At 45.5% G+C, this 20,647-nt stretch carries 14 protein-coding genes; 8 read left to right on the forward strand and 6 right to left on the reverse strand.

What is annotated here, in order from left to right:
• Positions 1-18: 18 nt before the first annotated feature.
• The gene (locus DP114_RS20820; protein ID WP_169265921.1) at positions 19-792 is read left to right on the forward strand and encodes an SDR family oxidoreductase; all 774 of its coding nucleotides are present in this window, start codon (positions 19-21) and stop codon (positions 790-792) included.
• A gap of 82 nt (positions 793-874) precedes the next feature.
• Here DP114_RS20820 and DP114_RS20825 read toward each other — a convergent pair whose 3' ends face one another.
• Positions 875-1,963, reverse strand: a complete 1,089-nt coding sequence (locus DP114_RS20825) for a serine hydrolase domain-containing protein (protein ID WP_246162611.1) — start codon at positions 1,961-1,963, stop codon at positions 875-877.
• Positions 1,964-2,327: 364 nt separating this feature from the next.
• Between DP114_RS20825 and DP114_RS20830 the strand changes: the two genes are divergently transcribed.
• The 4 genes from DP114_RS20830 (at position 2,328) to DP114_RS20845 (ending at position 9,857) form a co-directional block, all read left to right on the forward strand.
• Positions 2,328-2,723, forward strand: coding sequence for a VOC family protein (locus DP114_RS20830; RefSeq protein WP_169265903.1), 396 nt, complete (start codon positions 2,328-2,330; stop codon positions 2,721-2,723).
• Between the two features lie 397 nt (positions 2,724-3,120).
• Entirely contained in the window at positions 3,121-7,485 is a 4,365-nt protein-coding gene (locus DP114_RS20835; protein ID WP_171977026.1) for an nSTAND1 domain-containing NTPase, read from the forward strand.
• A 101-nt stretch (positions 7,486-7,586) separates the two neighbouring features.
• Entirely contained in the window at positions 7,587-8,057 is a 471-nt protein-coding gene (locus DP114_RS20840; RefSeq protein ID WP_169265901.1) for a hypothetical protein, read from the forward strand.
• 246 nt (positions 8,058-8,303) lie between these two features.
• Positions 8,304-9,857: a cytochrome P450 gene (locus tag DP114_RS20845; protein ID WP_171977027.1), complete on the forward strand. Its 1,554-nt coding sequence runs from the start codon at positions 8,304-8,306 to the stop codon at positions 9,855-9,857.
• Between the two features lie 225 nt (positions 9,858-10,082).
• Here DP114_RS20845 and DP114_RS20850 read toward each other — a convergent pair whose 3' ends face one another.
• Positions 10,083-11,678: an FAD-dependent oxidoreductase gene (locus DP114_RS20850; RefSeq protein WP_171977028.1), complete on the reverse strand. Its 1,596-nt coding sequence runs from the start codon at positions 11,676-11,678 to the stop codon at positions 10,083-10,085.
• A gap of 185 nt (positions 11,679-11,863) precedes the next feature.
• On the opposite strand from DP114_RS20850, the gene DP114_RS20855 reads away from it, so the two are divergent.
• Entirely contained in the window at positions 11,864-12,205 is a 342-nt protein-coding gene (locus DP114_RS20855) for a hypothetical protein (protein WP_169265898.1), read from the forward strand.
• Positions 12,205-12,951: a DUF6745 domain-containing protein gene (locus DP114_RS20860; RefSeq protein ID WP_246162612.1), complete on the forward strand. Its 747-nt coding sequence runs from the start codon at positions 12,205-12,207 to the stop codon at positions 12,949-12,951. The genes DP114_RS20855 and DP114_RS20860 overlap by 1 nt, the downstream gene beginning before the upstream one ends.
• 499 nt (positions 12,952-13,450) lie before the next feature.
• On the opposite strand, the gene DP114_RS20865 is transcribed toward DP114_RS20860, so the two are convergent.
• Positions 13,451-15,298 (reverse strand): vWA domain-containing protein, encoded by a 1,848-nt coding sequence (locus DP114_RS20865; RefSeq protein WP_171977029.1) that lies wholly within the window; start codon positions 15,296-15,298, stop codon positions 13,451-13,453.
• A gap of 458 nt (positions 15,299-15,756) precedes the next feature.
• On the opposite strand from DP114_RS20865, the gene DP114_RS20870 reads away from it, so the two are divergent.
• On the forward strand, positions 15,757-16,206 hold the full coding sequence (locus DP114_RS20870; RefSeq protein ID WP_169265895.1) for an orange carotenoid protein N-terminal domain-containing protein: 450 nt from the start codon (positions 15,757-15,759) through the stop codon (positions 16,204-16,206).
• A gap of 256 nt (positions 16,207-16,462) precedes the next feature.
• Here DP114_RS20870 and DP114_RS20875 read toward each other — a convergent pair whose 3' ends face one another.
• The 3 genes from DP114_RS20875 to DP114_RS20885 all read right to left on the reverse strand — a co-directional run bounded on the left by DP114_RS20875 (position 16,463) and on the right by DP114_RS20885 (position 20,600).
• Entirely contained in the window at positions 16,463-18,097 is a 1,635-nt protein-coding gene (locus tag DP114_RS20875) for a DHA2 family efflux MFS transporter permease subunit (protein ID WP_171977030.1), read from the reverse strand.
• Between the two features lie 38 nt (positions 18,098-18,135).
• The gene (locus tag DP114_RS20880) at positions 18,136-19,608 is read right to left on the reverse strand and encodes an HlyD family secretion protein (RefSeq protein ID WP_171977031.1); all 1,473 of its coding nucleotides are present in this window, start codon (positions 19,606-19,608) and stop codon (positions 18,136-18,138) included.
• A gap of 362 nt (positions 19,609-19,970) precedes the next feature.
• Positions 19,971-20,600, reverse strand: coding sequence for a TetR/AcrR family transcriptional regulator (locus DP114_RS20885; RefSeq protein WP_169265919.1), 630 nt, complete (start codon positions 20,598-20,600; stop codon positions 19,971-19,973).
• Positions 20,601-20,647: the final 47 nt, after the last annotated feature.

Here is a 20,647-nt window from a genome sequence, read left to right on the forward strand (position 1 = left end):
TAATGACTAATGACTAAAATGCTTTCTATTCAAAATCAAATTGTTTTGATCACTGGTGCAAGCAGTGGTATCGGTGCTGCTTGTGCCAAAGTATTCGCAAATGCAGGTGCAAAACTTATTTTAGCCGCACGACGGTTGGAGCGGTTGCAGGAGTTAGCAGATGAAGTCAGCAAAAACTTTACAACTGACATTCATTTGGTACAACTGGATGTGCGCGATCGCACTGCTGTAGAATCTGCTATCTCAACCCTACCCCCCTCCTGGTCTGAAATAGACATCTTAATCAACAACGCTGGTCTGAGTCGCGGTTTAGACAAACTCCACGAAGGCGACTTCCAAGACTGGGAAGAAATGATTGATACCAATATCAAGGGTTTGCTGTACCTGACGCGCTATGTTGTGCCTGGAATGGTGAAACGCGATCGCGGTCATGTCGTCAATATTGGTTCCATAGCCGGACATCAGACATATCCCAGTGGTAACGTCTATTGTGGCACCAAAGCCGCTGTCAGAGCTATTTCCGAAGGTTTGAAACAAGACCTGTTAGGAACCCCTATCCGCGTCAGTTCTGTTGACCCTGGTATGGTGGAAACAGAATTTAGCGATGTACGTTTTCATGGCGATAGCGATCGCGCCAACAAAGTTTACCAAGGAGTCAAGCCTCTGACTCCAGATGATGTTGCTGATGTCGTCTTTTTCTGCGTTACGCGACCAAGCCATGTAAATATCAACGAAGTTGTCCTTATGCCAGTTGATCAGGCTAGCGCTACCCTGGTGAATCGGCGAAATTAAAATGAAGCAAAGTTAAGAATCTAAATTTGGTACAACTGTATATGCAAAAGGTAGAGTGGAGGGTATTTCCTCCAATCTTTTGCTATGCAGCTTCAAGAACACGCAATAAATCATTGACCATTGCATAAGGATGAGCGATGAGAGAAGTATTACAAAAAACTGCTAACGTCAGTTTGCGCCCGTGAAAATTCGGTATATGCATTGCCCACAAATTATAGCCTGGGCCATCTCCACCATGACCATACTTCTCACCATACTTGGATTCAGGATCTGCCATTATTCCTAAACCATAGCAATGTTTTTGATACCAAGGCTCGCGGGTACCAGTGGGTACAAGGGTGAGCATCTGCTCTAATTGTTTGGAAACCAATAGTTTACCAGAGAAAAGACCGTCAAAAAATTTCACAACTTCTTCAGGCGTAGAAGCAATGAGTCCTGTTGCACACCAATCTGGATGATAACGAGGAATCACATTCTCCATGATTCGTTCTGAATTTAAGTATCGACAATAACCAGGTGTCAAAACACCTTTTGTGTCAACATCATGAGCAACATAAGTATTTTGTAAATCCAATACTGAAAACACGTTGTCTTCTAACGCTTGGGCAAAACTCTTACTGGTAGCAGCTTCAATCACTTCATACAGCAACATATACCCTGTGTTTGAATAACTCCATTTTTCTCCCGGTTTAAAATCGAGTTTTCCTGTACAGGTTAATTTAGCAACTTTATTATGTGTCCAAGGAACGGAAGGATTCTCACAAACAGCAGGCAAATAATCTTTTAAGCTGGTGTAACTCGGTACTCCACTGGTGTGATTTAACAACCGACGCAAGGTGACAGTATCATCAAATGGCATTCGGGGTAACCATTTTGTCAGTGGATCATCTAAATTTAACAACCTATCCTGAGCTAAACGCAATAAGCAAACGGAAACAAAGGTTTTGGTAATGCTGTAAATATAAAATGAGCGATTGACATCAAGAGGTTTGTTGGCATCAAGATCTGAGAAACCACTGCTTCCCAACCAGACTCCATGTTTCTCATCATTGATGGCGACATTCACACCCATGCAGCTTGTGAAGTGAAGGGATTGGTTGAGTTGTGCTTGTAAAGTATTTTCTAAATTGATATGCATCTGATGAAGTAGTGCTTTTTGACTTTGAGCCAAATCTCAAAACAATACAAAAGTACTACATAGGCGCACAGTAATTCAACACTCCTTGGATCATTGCAGTAGACAAAACACCAAGAATTTTTTGCGAATAGTGGTAATTCAAACTCATAACGAGTATGATTAAATAACAGAGATAAAGTAAAGAACCCCACCAAGTATGCAAAGCCTTGTTATCGGTGCAGTTGCCAGCTTAGGTGCAAGACTTGCGATAGTTCTTAGTGCCTTGGGGATTTGACTGCCAATCAATCTGACACGGCAATGCTTTCACACAGAACTGCGCGGAAGGCGATAAGCCAGAGGCTTATCGCTGTGCGTATCGCAAGGAATCACGCTGGGGTTCGGCGCAAAGGAGAAAAATATGAATCTTATTCGTTTTGAACATATCAACGTTTCTTGCAAAAATCTTGAAACAACCAAGAAGTTTTATCAAATCCTATTTCCTGATTGGTATGTACGCGCCGAGGGGGTGTTTGAAGGTAGAAACTGGATGCATTTTGGAGATAATCAATTTTATCTTGCTCTCAATGATCGAAATAGCCAAGAGCGTGTACATACAGCCTATGAAAACATTGGCATAAACCATACTGGCTTTGTGATTAAAGACGGCGAAGCTATGAAAAAATTGCTCGATACCGAGAACATTGAATATTACACAATGACAGCGCCTGAAACAAAGCACAGAATTTATGTCAACGATCCAGATGGAAATGAGATTGAGTTAGTTGAATATAACCCTGAGTATGAATTGAAATAGTCATTAAGTAGCCATTATGTACGGGAGTATATGATGGCTACTGAGTTAATAAAGATCAATGACAAATGATTAAGAAAAATAAGTGTAATTGCAAGATTTTCGTAACGTTATCAGCACCAATTTAATCGCCCCTTCCTACTAAGGAAAAAAGTCTTACCAGCGATAGGGTAAGAGCATCTGAATTAAGGTTGACACAAGGGATAAGAACAATATATTGTATTTTTAAGAAAACAAGAGTTTAAAACTTGAATCATATAATCATTATCTATAACAACTCGTTTACTTTTTTGTCGTTCGCGTAGCGTGCTGTAGGCAAGACTACGTTTGTAAGTTTATTTACGATTGAGAGCATTGAGAGCAATGCGTCGTAGGAAAGCCGCTATGTGAAAATTCCACTATGCCTGAGTTTAAACGCAGTCTGGCAGTTGTTATCGGTATCAATCACTATGTCAATGGCATCCCGGAACTCAAAACTGCTGTCAATGATGCTAAGCAACTTGCCCTGATCTTGGAGCAAAAGTATCAATACCAAGTTCTACGATTGTTAGATACAGAAGCAACTAAGGACAAACTCACCAGTCTGTTTACAGCTTTTGAGGAGCAAACCCTTACTTTACCCGATGGCAGTAAAATCCACGTTGAACCTAATGATCGATTCCTGTTCTACTTTGCCGGACACGGCTTCGCCCAAGATGGACTAGACAATGCCGATGGACCAGCAGGTTTCCTCGTGCTTCAAGATGGGCAACAAGATGACAGGACTTGGCTACCTATGCAGCAACTGCACGATGCCTTAGTCAAACTGCCGTGCCGTCATATGTTGATTATCCTTGACTGCTGCTTTGCTGGTACTTTCCGGTGGGCAGGACGCAATAGACAAGTGGTGCGAGCGCACAAACTCTATCAGGAACGCTATGATCGCTTTATTGCTGGTTGCGCTCACCAGGTGATTACCTCAGCCGCCGATGACGAGAAAGCCGCAGATTACCTGTATAGTTTTGGGCAGCGGGGCGAGAATCAATCTCACTCTCCCTTTGCAGAACTTCTTTTTAAGGCATTCAGCGGAGAGGCAGATTATACCAAGGATGGTGTGATCACTGCAACTGAACTCTACGTCTATTTGCGCGACAACATAACTAGCAAACAGACTCCCGAAATCTGTGTACTTAAGAGGCATGACAAAGGGGAGTACATTTTTCCCGTTCCTGGTTTTGACCGCAATCAATTAAAACCAGCCCCCAAACTAAATGAAAAAACTAACCCGTACAAGGGATTAGCGTCGTTTGAAGAAGAAGACAGCGATAAGTTCTTTGGTAGAACTGCTTTGATCCAAAAGCTACAAGAATTTGTCACGACGCATTCATTAACGGTTGTGCTAGGCGCTTCCGGTGCGGGTAAGTCGAGTTTGGTCAAAGCCGGATTGATTCCTCAGTTGAAGAAAAGTCAGCAACAGTGGCGCATCCTCCCTCCTATCCGCCCCGGAGACTCCCCCTTGAGGGCTTTGAATAAAATGCTGCTTCAAGAAAACTTGCCAGTTGTTGATAAAGAAGCGGCTATTCCCGGAGTAAAAAGCGTGCTGGCAAAATTGGCGAATTGGAGTCAGCTTAATCCCAACTCCAAGCTGCTGCTGGTCATCGACCAGTGTGAAGAATTAGTCACCCTATGCCGCAATAACACTGAGCGAGAGAAGTTTCTGAGCGGCTTGGCAGAGGCAATCGGGGCAAGTCCCGAGCAGTTACGCCTGGTGCTAACACTGCGAAATGACTTTGAACCGCAATTAAGCGATACTGCCTTAAAGCAGTATTGGACATCAGCTCGGTTTCTCGTACCGGGGATGAAGCGGCAAGAATTGCGGCAAGCAATCGTGGAACCAGCTACTGCCAGAGTGATGTTTTTTGAGCCACCCACTTTGGTAGACCAGTTAATTGATGAGGTCATGCTGATGCCGGGAACGCTGCCGTTGCTGTCGTTTACCCTAAGTGAGCTTTACCTCAAGTATATTCAAAGTGTTAGGAAGGGGACAAGGAGCGATCGCGCGATCGCTCAAGCAGATTATGAAGAACTGGGTGGCGTTACGCGCAGCCTCACCCAAAAAGCTGACTTTGAATATGAGCAGTTACAAAAGCGCGATCAAGCTTATACACTTGTTATTAAGCAGGTGATGCTGCGGATGGTGGCAGTAGATGGTGGTGAGTTGGCTCGTAGAAAAGTACTCTTGTCTGAACTGGAGTATCCTTCAGACAAAAATGAGCATGTGCAGGAGGTGATTCGGCAATTTACCGACGCACGGCTGCTAGTCAAAGGTGAAGATAGCGAGGGAAACTGCTATGTTGAACCTGCTCATGATGCCTTAGTACGGGGATGGCAAAAGCTGTTGGTTTGGAAACAACAACAGCCGGAGACTATAATTCTACAACGGCGGTTGACACCTGCTGCTCTGGAATGGAACAGCAACCAACCAACAACGTTTCATTGGACTCCCAATCCGCGTAATTGGTTCGAGCAGTTTTGGAAAAGAAAGCGACAGGCAGGCTTTCTTTGGGATCGTAATCCACGTCTCGATTTCTTGCAGCAGGTACTTGATTCAACTGACAACTGGTTCAACAAGGTAGAAACTGAGTTTGTGCAACGCAGTCTCCAGCGCCAGCGCCACAACCGCCGCAAGACAATTGGCTTGGTGGCGACAGGGTTCGCCGTCGTGTTGGGATTTGCTGGTTTTCAGTGGTATCAGAACCAAGTGGCTCAGATTAAAACCCTAACTGCATCTTCAAAAGAACTTTTTGCCTCAGACCAAAAGTTTGATGCATTGATAGAAGGTATAAAAGCAGGGGAAAAACTAAAAAGGGCAATTGGAGTAGATCCTGATACTAAGTTTGAGGCTTTGACTGCATTACAGCAGGCAGTTTACTGGGTGAGAGAGCGCAACCGCTTGGAAGGGCAAAGCGGTGATTTCCTGAGCATAGCTTGGAGCGCTGATGGTAAACTGCTAGCATCGGGGAATAATGACGGCAGCATCAAACTCTGGAGTTTTGACGGCAAGAAATTCAAGACGATCAACGGGCATAAGGGTGCCGTTGGTAGCGTCAGTTTTAGCCCTGATGGTAAGATGCTAGCATCGGGGAGTGCCGATCGCACCATCAAACTCTGGAGCCTTGACGGCAAGGAACTGAGGACGATCAAAGGGCATAGCGATCAAGTCAGGAGCGTTAACTTCAGCCCTGATGGTAAGATGCTAGCTTCCGGAAGTGATGACGGCACCATCAAACTTTGGAATGACGGCAAGGAACTGAGAACGCTCAAAGGGCATAGCTCTGCGGTTCTTAGCGTCAGCTTCAGTCCTGATGGCAAGATGCTAGCTTCGGGGAGTTATGACGGCATGATCAAACTCTGGAATGACGGCAAAGAACTCAAAACGCTTAAAGGGCATAATCGAGATGTCGAGAGCCTCAGCTTCAGCCCCGACGGCAAGATGCTGGCTTCGGGGAGTTCTGACAAAACCGTCATACTCTGGAAAACGGTAGATGGCAAGAAACTGAGGACGCTCAAAGGGCATAGCGATTCTGTTAGGAGCGTAGTTTGGAGTCCCGACGGCAAGATGTTGACTTCGGCGAGTATTGACAAAACCGTCATACTCTGGAGTCCTGAAGGCAATATCCTCAGGACTATTAAAAATAGTACTTGGGTCGAAAGCGCTGCTTGGAATCCCGACGGCAAAATGCTGGCTTGGCGAACTGTTGACGGAACCATCAAACTTTGGACTTTTGAGGGCAAGGAACTTAAAACTCTTACAGGGCATCACGATGTGGTCAGGAGCGTCAACTTTAGCCCTAATGGCAAGATGCTGGCTTCGGGGAGTGATGACAAGAGTGTCAAACTCTGGAATCTTGAGGGTAAGGAATTGCCGGGGATTAAACAAGGGCATAGCGGAAAGGTTTATAGTGTCGCTTGGAGTCCCGACGGCAAGATGCTGGCTTCGGGAAGTGAGGACAATAGTGTCAAACTCTGGAGCTTGGTGAACCACGGCAAAGAATGGAACCACGAAGAGAATGATGCGGTCAGAAGTGTCAGCTTTAGCCCCGATGGTAAGCTGTTAGCTTCGACGAGTGGCACTACCATCAAACTTAGGAGCAAAGACGGTAACGAAATCAGGACACTCAAAGGGCATGACAATGAAATTTGGAGCGTCAGCTTCAGTCATGACAGCAAGATGTTGGCTTCGGGAAGTCGCGATGGCACCATCAAACTCTGGAGCTTAACAAACCGCAAGGTGGAGACGCTTAGGGGGCATAGCGGTGAAGTCAGGAGCGTCGCTTGGAGTCCCGATGACAAGCTCCTAGTTTCGGGAGGTAAGGACAGCACCATCAAACTCTGGAGTATCGAGAACCGCAAGCAACTCTGGATCCATCATGTAGAAGGTGACGGGGTTCACAGCGTCAGTTTTAGCCCCGACGGCAAACTACTGGCTTCAGCAAGTGATAACGGCACTGTCCAACTCTGGAACCTTGAGGGTAAGGAATTGATGAGACTCACAGGGCATAGCAGTGGGGTTAGGAGTATATCTTGGAGTCCCGACGGTAAGCTGCTGGCTTCAGCTAGTAATGACAAAACCTTGCTGCTGTGGAACTTGGAGCTATTGGATCTAGATATGGTATTGAAGCGCGGGTGTGAATGGATACATGATTATTTGAAGACCAACCCTAATGTCACAAAGGAAGATCGTCATCTGTGCGATGACATTAGAATTTCCCGTTCACATAATTGACAAAAATACAAAAAAATGCGTATTACCGAAAAAATAGTATTTTTGGCTTAGTACAGCGTTATCCTAGGAATATAGCTCGATAGTTACGCACACTCAAAGTCATGAAAGTCTTAGGGCTAGTCTTATCTACCCTGTTTTTGCTGACGCCACCTGTTATGGCAGTTGAGTATCAGGGGAAAAATATTGATGGCACAAAGCTAGCAGCCAAAGCTTACTACCGTGCAACTGGTGGAGTTTACGACGTTCAGGTACGCTTTAAACAGAATCGAGCGACAATCTACTTTGATGGTGGATACGAAACTACTATACAGTTGTCGCAGAAGGTTATAACTGACCCGAGCAATATTTCTGGTTTTGGAAAACTCGGACACATTTTTCTGAATAGGGCATTCAGTATTGGCTTGATTCCTGATAATAATTTTGTAGGCGACACTCAACCATCTTCGTCACCTCCTCTTGAAGGCTTTTGGAAAATTAGCTTAGATTCAAAGGATTTAAACAAGTTCATTCATTCAGGACAGAGTGACAAGCGCTCTAATAGTACGATTCATTTACGGACTTCCAAAGAATAAAATCACCAATAAATAGTAATAATAATCATTGCCAGCAAAAAGCTCCGTCACAATTAAATGAGCGCGGCTCACTACCAACAGCCGAAAGTGCCGCGAACAAAGAGGGCATCTCTTCAGTAAGTGGATATTGAAGCACCATGAGTTTTCTAAACGTCGATTTTCGCATGAAAATCGCATTAACGAATCACCGAAACAATACGCTAGTATCTGGATAGTCTGAAGTTTTTGTTAGACAAAGGCGGATTCATGTTCCAAAACATTGCTGCTCAGATTGCTTTTTCTGACTCATTTCCATATTTAGTTACAGTCTCAGGTGTTACTAGCATAGCGGTCATATTTGGCTGGCGCTGGTGGAAACAAAAGAACACTTACAAATCTCTAGACTCGCTTCCCTCTCCTCCCAGACACTGGCTGTTAGGAAATGTCCCTCAAATATTAGCAGCAGTAAAACAGAAGAAATACTTCCAATTATTGTTTGATTGGAGCCAGCAGCTAGGACCAATGTATGTCTTCTGGACTGGCAATCCAGTTCTGGTTTTGAGTAAGCCAAAAGTTATTGAAGACACTATTGTAAATGGGATGAGAGACGGGAGCCTAGTTAGGTCCCAGAGAGCGAGCAAAGCTTGGAACGATATCAGTGGGCCGATTCTTCTCGGTCAAAACGGGACTGAGTGGCAGTGGCGACGCAAGGCTTGGAACCCCGAATTTAGTTCTAGCAGTCTGTTCAAATATGTTGAGATTATTAGCCAAGCTTGCGAACAAGTCATCGACACACTTAAAGAAACCGCTCCACCAAAAGAAGTTCAGGTAGATCCTCTGTTTGTAGAACTGACGATGAGGGTGATTTGCTGTCTAGTACTGGGGATTCCTGTAGATAAAAAGAGCACCAGTCATGAAGGACCACCCCTCGAAGTTCTCAAGGTATACGAGGCAATGTCTGTTGTAGGCTATCGCTTCCTACGGGTAGCTACTGGCGAGAAGAGATGGATGAAATATTTGCCAACTAAAAATTCACGAGATTATTGGGCAGCAAGGCGATTTTTAGAGGAGTTTATTACTCCCAGAGTAGACTTAGCTTTACAGATGAGAGAACAAAACAAAACCGAGCTACCACAGGTAAGTCCTTTGTTCCAAGAATCAATGTTAGTGAAAATAGCCGCCAAAGAACCGAAATACAATCGGGAAACACTCATAGCAGAAACTATAGAATTGTTAATAGCTGGTACTGACACTACAGCTCATACTTTATCCTTTGCAGTAGCAGAGTTGACCTTAAATCAAAGGGTTTTTCAGCATGCACAGGCTGTAGTTGACCAAGCTTGCCAAAGTCGAAGTGGCATTAATACAGAAACCCTAAAAGAACTGGCTTACGTTCGCGCTATTATCAAGGAGACTTTGCGCCTTTATTCAGTTGCCTCCGGCTCGACTTCATTGGAAGCTCAACGTGACATTGTTATTGAAGGTAAGCTTATTCCTCGTGGTACGAAAGTATTCTGGTCAATGCTTGCTGCTGGACGAGATCCAGAAGTCTATCCTCAGAGCGAAGAATTTTTGCCGGAGCGTTGGTTAGACAAGAGTAAGGAAAGTAGTTTACTTCCAATGATAGACTTTGGCTCAGGTTATCATCGTTGCTTAGGAGAGCATCTGTCAATGCTGGAAGCAACGGTGATGCTGGCATTATTGTTGCGCTACTTCGACTGGGAGTTAGTTAACGGTCGTTCATCTGTGGAACAGTTACAGCAGAACCTTTTGATTTATCCATCCGACAGAATGCCGGTGCGTTTTAGGTTGAGAAAGTAGGGGTCAAGCCTTCTATAGAGAAATACGGGAAAACCCCATCAATAGTAGGACTTAGGCAAAAATAGCCAAAAAGCTTTATTTATCGAACCGCCAAGACGAGCCAGCGCTGCAGGAGGGTTTCCCTCCGTAGGTGACTGGCGTCGCCAAGAGCGCCAAGAATTCGTAGAGTGTGCGTAAGTCCTAAATAGATTGAGATGCCACTGCCGTGCATGGTCTGCCGACAGCCTAGGACTTGCTGTTAACTTGACGCTGTCTCTGAACGAAATCAACTGCACCGCTGCGTAATTCATCGAGTGTTGGCATCTGGTTGGAACGCATCAGTTCAAAGATAGCCGCTGTTTCGGTATCCCGATGGCTGGTTGCAACTGCCAATACTTGATTATTTTTCACATAGAAAGCAATAAATTCCTGTTTTTGCAGATCGCCATCCACAATCATCTCATCCCAACTTTCAGCATGTCCAACGTAGCGCAAGGGAAATTTGAATTGCATTGTCCAGAAAATAGGAAGTCCTTTAAATTTGACTGCTTTTCCTGCCATGTTATGAGCTGCAATCCGCCCTTGCTCTGCCGCAACTCGCCAGTGTTCAACGCGAATTGGTTCTCCTGTACGCCAGTCGGGATAACGAGCTATATCGCCTGCTGCGTAAATGCCCTCAGCCGCACGCAAGTATTCATCAACAACAATACTCTTATCTTTGGAATGCAAATTAACACCCCCAAGAAATTCTGTTGCAGGCTGTACACCAATTCCCACAATGACTATATCGGCTGTTAAGCGATCGCCATTATCTAATATTACAGCTTCTACTTTGCTACTACCTTCAAATTGAACCGCTTTCCTGCCCAACTTAAAGGAAACGCCATTCTCCTGATGAACCTGCTGAAATTGCTTGCCAATTTGCTCACCTAAGATTTTCTCAAAAGGTACAGAATCGGGCGAAACAACGGTTACCTGTGAGCCTCGCTGACTCAATCCAGCAGCCATTTCCATACCGATAAAACTCGAACCAATCACCACCACCTGTTTTTTTTGCTCGGTGAGTGCCAAAGCGCGATTGGTATCATCAAAACTACGTAATGTGAAAATGTTCTGTAAGTCTGCACCTGGAATATCGAGACTTACTGGCTTTCCTCCTGTTGCTACCAACAGGGCATCATAAGTCAACGAATCACCATCACTCAAAGCGATTGCACCTGTTGTCACCTGCTCAACTCGCTTATTAAACAGCACTTCAATATTGTGTTCTTTGTAGAAATCTGGCGAGCGCAACGGCATTTCCTCAGAGGATGTCTCACCAATTAAGTAGTCTTTACTAAGCTTGGTGCGATCATAGGGCAGCTTGTCTTCCTGAGTAATCATGACGATTCGCCCCTGATATCCAGCTACTCGCAAAGCTTCTGCAGCATGAGAACCAGCCGCCCCCGCTCCTAAAATAACAAATGTGCGTTTATCAACGTTGGGGTCGAATTGCGCCATTGAGGGCAATCGCAACCCCGTTGTTTTCTCTGGTACGCTGACAATGACGTTTTCACCTTCAATGCGTACCGTATAGCACGCTAAAGAATCCAAGCCAGGAGGCTCTGTTTGGTCGCCATTTGTCACATCAAAACAGGCATTGTGCCAAGGGCAAACAACATGATGCCCACTTAACACCCCCTCTGCCAGTGGTGCTTTATAATGACTACAATGTGCGCCGACGGCATAAAACTTTCCATCCAATCGGCTCAGCAAAACTTCTGTCTCGCCGACACACACCTGTTGCATTTCACCATCTTTTAAGTCGTTAATATTGGCAACGACTGCTTCTAGTTGTTTCATATCAAATTTTGAAATAAGAGTTAAGTCGGTGAAAATAATGCACGCCAAAACTAGCTGTCTTTCACGTCCTAAAGATAATAGAAAAGATAGCTGACATCATGTCCCGCAGGGTAGATGCCAAACTAGTACAGCAGTCTACGAATCCAAGAGCTTTATTTTTGGCAAAGGTATTGTATGATTAATACATGTTGAATAACCGTAAAAACTCCCAAGCTAACCAAACTGGTATTCTCTACAGACACGGCGACGTTCTGATCGGACGAATTGCTAGTTTACCAGTTGGTGCTCAAAAGCGTGTAGGTGCTACTCTGGCTCATGGTGAAGTCACAGGACACAGCCATCGCATTCAGCAATCTAATGCTGTTCAGTTGTGGGTGCATGGTAGTAACCTTTTTCTAGAGGTTAAAGAACCAAGTGCCACATTGATTCATGAAGAACATCGGGCGATTGAATTACCTCAAGGACTTTACCGCGTGTGGAGACAACGTGAATACCGCCCTGATGCTTACGTAGAGGTAACCGACTAATGTTTAGGATGATGTCGAACGGACGTGTGCCTAATAAACCAGTTAAGCAGCGTCCAAGCGAAAGCCACGAGCCTGTATCTGCAGAACGTGGTCGAAAACTCATCCTTGAGCATCGCGCATGGGATGGTATGCGCGTTTTGGGTCATCTGGATTTAAGTGGGGCGTCGGCTCTTTACAATCTACCTGAAAATCTCACCTGTGAAAGTCTAGATATTAGAGACTGTGTGAACCTCACGATCCTTCCCAAAGGTCTCCACGTCACTTATTGGATCGAGTTGGCTGGAAGCGGGATTACCAGTTTGCCTGCGGGGCATGGTTTCGTTTTGCGCTGGCGAGGCGTGCAGGTGAGCGATAGCATTGCCTTTGAATCGCAGTCTATAACGGGGCAGGATATCCTGAATGTAGAAAATGTTGAGTTGCGTCGCGTGCTCATTGAGCGTCTGGGATACGAAACATTTTTGCAGCAAGTGGGAGGGTTAGTCCGCGATCGCGATAGAGACGCTGGTGGAGAACGTCAACTTGTCTACATTCCTTTTGAGGATGACGAACCACTTATGGTCTTGAAAGTCACTTGTCCATCCACAGGACACACTCATATCCTACGCGTTCCCCCTTACATGCCAGGGCTGTTTCATTCAATAAGGAGGGAGGATTTGTCAATACGTAGCGCGATGATTTTTGGGACAGAAGTGATAGAAAACCTACATTTTGATCCAAAAAATTCAATTATTCTCCAGAAAAATTAGAGCAATTGCGCTTCACAAAGCCTTGACATTATGAGCCTTTGAGGGAATGAAACAGCCCTGCCCTTACATGCGGAGTTGTCATCAAGCAGCCGCCTGGATTGCAGGCTTTGACAACCCAGATGAGTATAATCCTTTGATTGAGGCGTAAATTCGTAATTCGTAATTAATGACGGAATTACGTTGAAAAGCGTAAATCCTAAATAGGACTTACGCAAAAACTCTTTTAAACCCTCTTAACTTCGTGTTCTTTGCGTCCTACCCTGCGGGAAGCCGCTCTGCGTCTATGCGGTTTTTTTTCATTTTTTTGCGTAAGTCCTGCTGAAAAAGAAAAACCGTGAATCAATTCCACTTACACCCCTACAACGCCAGGTGCTACCCTGCGGGAAGCCGCCAAGGGCGTCTACAAGTCGGGAAACCCGGACGCCAGATACCTACGGAGGGAGACCCTCCTGCAGTACTGGCTCCCCAACGCACTGGCTCCCCTTACACCCTTACACCCCTAATTTGTAATGGTAGGTTGCACAAATCGCTTAATTTCACCACACGCAATATAAGATTTGCCATCAGGTGCTGTTTTGATTTCATCAACAACGTAAAGCATTCCTTCCTCGCGAACGGAGCGGGGAAAACGCATGTTCCAATCCGGTTCATATCCATCAGAAACCACTCTAGCACGTAGCTTGCTGCCATCTTTGACACACTGAACTAGAATGCCGTCCTTCGTAGTGTCAGTTGTGGGGAGGTCGGCAGCACTGGCAGGACCTTTGGAAGCTTTGCCTGTGCTAGCTGACCTCGATTGCCTATGGGCAACGAAGATATCTGCTTCACCAGGTTGAGCAAAACGGGTGATGTTGCCGTTTACACGGTAGAAACTGCTATCGCTTGAGAGTTCTAGTTTTTCAACGACATAGCGTGCTCCTTCGGCACGAATTGATCGGGGAAACTGGACGTTTTTGGTTGAATCATAACCCTCGGACATCACTTTTACTCGCAGCTTACCCCCTTCACGAACGCAGTACAGTTCCACACCAGAACCGACTTCATTCACAACTGGCATCGCGTACACTTCATCGCCAGCAGTGACACCGCGACCGACCAAGTCGCTGCGATTGCGCGTCATTGTCTGGTAAGTCTGATCCAGCAGTTCTTTACGTCCGGCATTGCCTAGAGCTTTTTGGGCGATCCGACCGGCGAAATACTCCAGCTGATCTATCTCTTCAGCAATTTCAAAATTCTCGTTCAATCCTTTATCCCGCAAATCTTGCACAAGTGCACGCAGGATTTGCTCAGCTTCCTCATGTCTGCCATGTTCAGCTAGATCGAGGGCAGTTTCTTTGGCTTTAGCAATGGTGAGGCGGCTCAGTTCAAGGATGATACGGCTCGTAGAGGCAAGAGCTGCTTCCTCAACGGTGCCAACTTTGGCAATGATATCTGCTATGCCTGACACGCTTTGAATCAAGTCGTCTTGAACAACATCAGCGCTGTAATGCAGCTTCATCACAGGTAACTCACCAATTTGAGCAGAGGAGATTACCAGACTCAACCCCAGAAGTTTGTCTTCACCTTCATAAAGTTCCCCCAACGTAATCACAGCAAGACCCGCCTCATTCTGGCTGACTTTCGCAAAACTTAAAGTATCAACGAGGCTGACACCATCAGCCAACTCAAGCGTCACCTTGAGGTTCTGTCCCACTACTGCCCTCAGAGAATCTAGCTCAATGCTAAACACTTCTGTTGCTTCGTCAATACTCTGAATGAAGTAGAAGTTGCCGTTGCCAGGCCTTGCCATACCAATTAGGAGGTCTTCATTGAAACCCTCATCAAAACCCAAGGTAGTTGTGGTGATGCCTTGTTCAGCTTTTTGCCCTGATGTGGCTGTGAGTACCTTAGGGTCTTGAATGCCCATATTGGCGTGACCATCGGTAAGCAGGAGAACACGGTTGATTTTTTGCGGATCAAGTTGCTTCTTCACATGTTCGCAGCCTTTGAGCCATCCGCCGGATAAGTTGGTAATACCACCGGCTCTCACCTTGCGTATGGAATTTTTCAGCGCGGCTTTGTCAGTCACAGGCTGGGGTGGCACAACACTGTCCACTTCATCGTCGTAAACAACCACTGAAAGAATGTCGTTTGGCTCAAGTTGATCCACCACAGATTCAGCAGCTTTGAGTGCATGATGCAAGGGACCACCTGCCATAGAACCTGAGCGATCAATGACAAGAGAAAGGTTAAGGTTACGTCGGGGAGATTCAGCTATGTCAGCACGAAAACGCAGCAGAATATTAGTCTTTAATGAAGAACCTGCAGGTAGAATAGCTTGGTCAAAGTCGTAACTTGTCTTGATCATTTTGTATATCCCTCCAAGTTGTCTGTGCTCAGCCACAAGCCCTATGATGCTGGAAAAATCAGTGCTCTCTCTATTTTACTCCCAAATCAGTGTGTCCAGTGTGAGGAGGGGCGGTTAAAGTAAACTTTTATAGCTTTTTGCTCTGACAGATTTCACTACCAATTGATATCTGACTGGACTTTGGACATTCTCGCCATTGTAGCCAGTTAAGAAAGTGCGGTTTGGTGGATCAAACGCAATGACCTTGTCGCTTTCAGTTGGTGATACTTCACTGTATTCAGGGAAACAACTAAACCATTTACCACAACGGTAATCTATCTTGTGTAGTGAGTTTTATTCCTACCCTAAGTAGGGTTATCTATCTTTATTTATTAGTTAACTTGTGTAAAGTTACTAAGAGCAAATTTTCTTAGTCACTCAGGAAATTGAGAATAACTTTAACTTGCTTGGAGTTTTTTATGACCTACACAGTTGACGAAAGCATAAAACCAGCTCTGGAAGCTTTTCAACGCTTTGATGTGGATACTCAACTAGCCCTACTTTGGTTCGGTTACCTGGATATGAAAGACCAACTAAACCCAGCACCACCTCAAAGCGTAGAAGTACCAGCTAAGGCACTGTTTGACGGAATCCAGAGTTTGTCTAAGGAAGAACAACTGCAAGCACAACGCGACCTTATTAAAGGTGCAGCTACCGATAGCAGTAGTGGTTATGACTCTCTAAGTCCCAATGCCAAATTAGATGTTTGGCTGATGCTGGCACAAGGAATGGAGAACGGAACCATCATAGGAATGCCGTCTGACTATCAACTACCTGCTGAAACGGACAAATTTACAGCAGATATTCAAAAGCTAGACTTTGAGCAGCGGATTAATTTCATGCTGAGTGCAGTGCAAAAAATGGGTTAGCTCATAGCATTTCTGAATAAAGATGCACAAGTCTAATCTGCATAGGAATTCAGGCTAGACTTGTAGCATTCGCCGACAAAGTAAGACATGGTGCGGAGCCTCAATGCTTCATCAATGCTGTGCGCTTGTTGATTGTGAGTTTTAGTTCTGTCTTGAAACCTAACAGCACCTTTGCGTTACCTCCTTAAGTACTTGAGCCATAAAGGCGCGCTGAAAATAACGCTGCAAGCGATCGCTTAACAAGCGTGCTATTCGATTAATGACCCATAGGAGCCTTCGCACCTGCACCCCCTTTACCCAAGAACATCAGCAATACTAAGGAACAGAGGAACACAATGCCGACAAAATGAAAGATATCTGCATAGGATAAAATTGCTGCTTGCGTGCTGACCAATTGTTTCAGGCTTGCAAACGCCTGTTGTTGAGCCGTTGTCGCATCTGAGCCTCGGCTCTGAAAAACGCCAGTCAACGCATTAAGGCGTTGCTGAGTTTCTAAATCGTAAGGAGTTAACTTTGCCAGCAGTACTGCTGAGTGGAAAGCTTGCCGTTGCTCCAACATGGTTGTCAAGATTGCAATCCCAATACTGCCACCTAACTGACGAGTAAGATTATAAAAGCCGGAACCAGCAGAAACATCCTTCTTGGGCAATGGACCTAAAGTTGCCAAGCTTAATGGCAAAAACATGAGAACCGTCACAGCCCCCCGCCAAATTAGAGGCCAGAATAAATCATCGGTACCCGTTTGAGGCGTAATTTTGCTAAGGTTAAACATAACCAGCGCCGAACCAACTGCCCCTATACCAATGAGCAGGCGGGCATCCACTTTGCCGGAAATCTTACCCAGCAAAACCATGACAATCGCTGATGCTAACGCACCAGGAGCCAGTAACCATCCGGTTTGTGTTGCGGAAAATCCCAATACGCTTTGAGTAAATAACGGCACAGCAAACAGCGCACCATAAAGCCCCATGCCCAAAATGCCAGAGTAGACGCTACCCGCTGCTAATGAACGGTGACGCAATACCCGCAACTGCACCGCAGGTGCTTTTATAGTTAATTCTCGCCAAATAAATAACGCCAGCCCAACGACACCAGTAATAGCCAGAGTAGTGATAAAACTCGATTCAAACCAATCGTCTCGTTCGCCTTCTTCTAAAACGGTCTGCAAGCTACCGACTGCGATCGCCAATAGCCCAATTCCCCACCAATCAACGGGTTGTTGAGTTTGCTGACTTTTTGGAGGATCGGGGCGCAAAAAGAATATCGACATTGCCACTGCTACAAGACCAATCGGCAGGTTAATGAAGAAAATCCACTCCCAGCCCAAATTATCAGTAAGAAAGCCTCCTAAGGTCGGACCAATCGCCGGTCCAGATATCACCCCAACTCCAAACACCGATTGGGCAACACCTTGCTCCGCAGGTGGAAACGTTTCAAATAAGATGGCTTGCGCTTTGGCAAGTAGTCCACCGCCAAATAATCCCTGAACAATGCGAGCAATGATTAAAATGGGCAGATTGGGAGAAAGGCCACACACCACTGAGGCGAATGTGAATCCTATCATTGAAAAGACAAAGTAGTTTTTTTTACCAAAGACATCTCCTAACCAGGCAGAGAGTGGAATCAGAATAACGTTGGCGATCGCATAGCCACTCACCACCCAACCGACTTCACTCACGGTTGCCCCCAATGTGGCTTGAATATCAGTCAGGGCAACGTTAACAATACTGGTATCAATAACTTCCAAAATTGCGCCTAACGATGCCGTCAGTGCGATCGCCCACTTCAGTGGTCCTTGCACATAACCTGCGGAATTATAAGCAGAACCTTTCGAGTTTTTTGAACCAGTCGCTTGCTTTGAACGAGATGAAGAATCATCGGTTATAGCCATTGTTGATAGAAAGTTAATATAAACTGAAGGCTGAGTGATTAATATCTAGCGTTTGTGGACCTGTTTTTTGCAACAGAGGTCGTATCCACTATGACTGTGACGTTCAATCCAGGTCTGAGTTTGTGTTCTGGATCAGTATTCGAGTCAAACACTAAACGTATCGGAACCCACTGCACGACTTTATTAAAGTTCCCTGTCGCATTGTCGGGTGGGATGAGGGCAAAGCTAGATCCAGTGGCAGGGCTGATACCTGCGACATGAGCGTGAAACGTTTCTCCAGGATAGGCATCCACTTCAACGTCTGCCTTTTGCCCAATGTGTACCCGTCCCAGTGCCGTTTCCTTCAAATTCGCCTCTACATAAACCTCATCCGTCTGGAGCGGTACCACCGATAGTAGGGGTTGTGCAATCTGGACTTTTTGTCCCACCTGAGCCGTCAAACGACCGATATACCCGGTCACTGGAGCGTAAATCCTGGTGTATTCCAGTTGCTGACGTGCCAAGGCTAGGGTGGCATCAGTTTGTCTCATTTGCGCTTGCGCCGCTTGCAGGTCGTCTTTTTGCACAGTTAGATTTTGCCCAGAGATTTGCGTTTCTTGCACCTGCCCCTTGGCTTGTTCTACCTGAGCTTGAGCTGTTTGAAGTTGGGCTTGAGCATTTAGGAACTCTGCCTGGGTTTGAGCAACACTTTTTTGTGCAGCTACTAGCCCTGCTTCAGCATTTTTGTATCCAGCTTGTGCGGTATCAAACTGTTGAGCTGAGATTGCCCCTTCCCGGTAAAGGGCTTGGTAGCGACGAAAATCCGCCTGGGTTTTGTTAACCTCAGTTTGTGCTTGAGCTACATTCGCCTGATTTGTCTCAATCTTTGCCTGAGCTTGATTAACATTGGCTTGTGCTGCTTTCACAGCAGATACACTTGCTGCTAGCTTTGCCTGAGCTTGTTGTACCTGCGTGGGATTTGTTTGGCGAGTCACGCTCACAGTATCAGCCGCCTTTTGCAGTTGAGCTTTGGCGTTTGCCAAATTCGCTTCTGCTTGATGTGCTTGCAGGTTTAAATCCTGATTTTCCAGAACGACTAAGGGCTGTCCTAGTTTCACGCGTTCGCCCTCCTTGACTAAGACTTGCTGAACCGTTGCAGAAATTCTGGCAGAAACCGGCGACAGGTGTCCATCGATTTGGGCGTTATCGGTGGTGACATGGGTACTTTCAAACTGCCACCATCGCAATCCGAAGACTCCTGCAACGGCGAAGGCGATCGCACCACCTAGCAGCAGTATCCATTTTCGATGCTTACCAGATTTGTGCTGCTTATTTTCATCAACAGCTTCATCCTCATCAATGTTTTCCTGTTGCTCGACGACAGTGTTATTAGAAGTAGCCGTATCTTCCTCTATGACTGGCTCTGTTTTCTGCTCGTTTGGTTTTAATGTTGGTTTTAATGTCGCACCATTGCCATTGTAAGTAACAGGTGGCTCTGGAGTTGAGAGATTAGTTGATTCCCCTTGCTTCATGTTGTTCTCAAGCGATCCGACTACAAAATGACAATTTGATTAAATGTGAAATTTAAGAAGATAACCACCCACGCGCACCTTGGGGTGTCACACTACAGATTTTTAGGGAGCGCTTAGCAGGGAACAGGCAACAGAACGACCAATCTACTTGTATTTAGTTTTAACAATGACATATAAAGAACAGAAAACAGAATGACGAATTTATCTATGTTTAGTATTAGAAATGACATATTATTTTATAATTCAGAAAAAACGATTGGTGATAGTTGAGGGTACGCGTGGGTCGGATATAAGATTTAAGAACGCACGGCAGGTGCTACGTGTTTTCATGTAGTGCAGCACAAACAACGCTCAAATCACGATCAAGTCGAGTGATAGCTTGGATTTGAAACCGATGTGCCAATGCTGCGTACAAATAGATCGACACACTCTTCGATGTAGCGATCGCGGCTATAATCCCGTGAAATCGACCAGACATGACGGCGTAACATTCCAGCCAATAGCATTCCAGTGAATACATCCACTGCAAGGGACAACTCTACATCGGAACGGACAGTTCCACGCTCAATTCCATTGCATAGATACGCAACAAGCTTTTCACGCAAAGGTTGACTCGATTGTTGGAAGACTTGCAGGGCTTCATCAGGGTGTCGCTGAGCTTCACCAATGAACATCCGAACCAGCGCTTCATGCTCTCCAAGCATCTGATCATAAAGCTGGGCATAGTGCAGTAAATCGCGCCGCAAATCTTGCGTCCATTCATCTTGGTGGGCAAGTGTTTCTGCTATTAATGCGGTAACATGTTCAGCAACCGCGCTCAGAAGTTGCTCTTTGCTCTGGAAGTGACGAAATAAAGTAACTTCGTTCACTCCTGCTACTCGTGCAATTTCACGAGTAGTGGCTCCAAGAACTCCTGCAGCAGAAAAAACTTCAATAGCTGCTTTGAGTAAGCGTTTACGCGTTTTTGCTGCTCCTGGTTTTAAATTACTCATCATCCAAAAACATGTAAGTGCTTACTTACATATAGTAACGCAAATCA

The organism is Brasilonema sennae CENA114 (assembly GCF_006968745.1).
In the GTDB taxonomy this organism is placed as follows: Bacteria; Cyanobacteriota; Cyanobacteriia; order Cyanobacteriales; family Nostocaceae; genus Brasilonema; species Brasilonema sennae.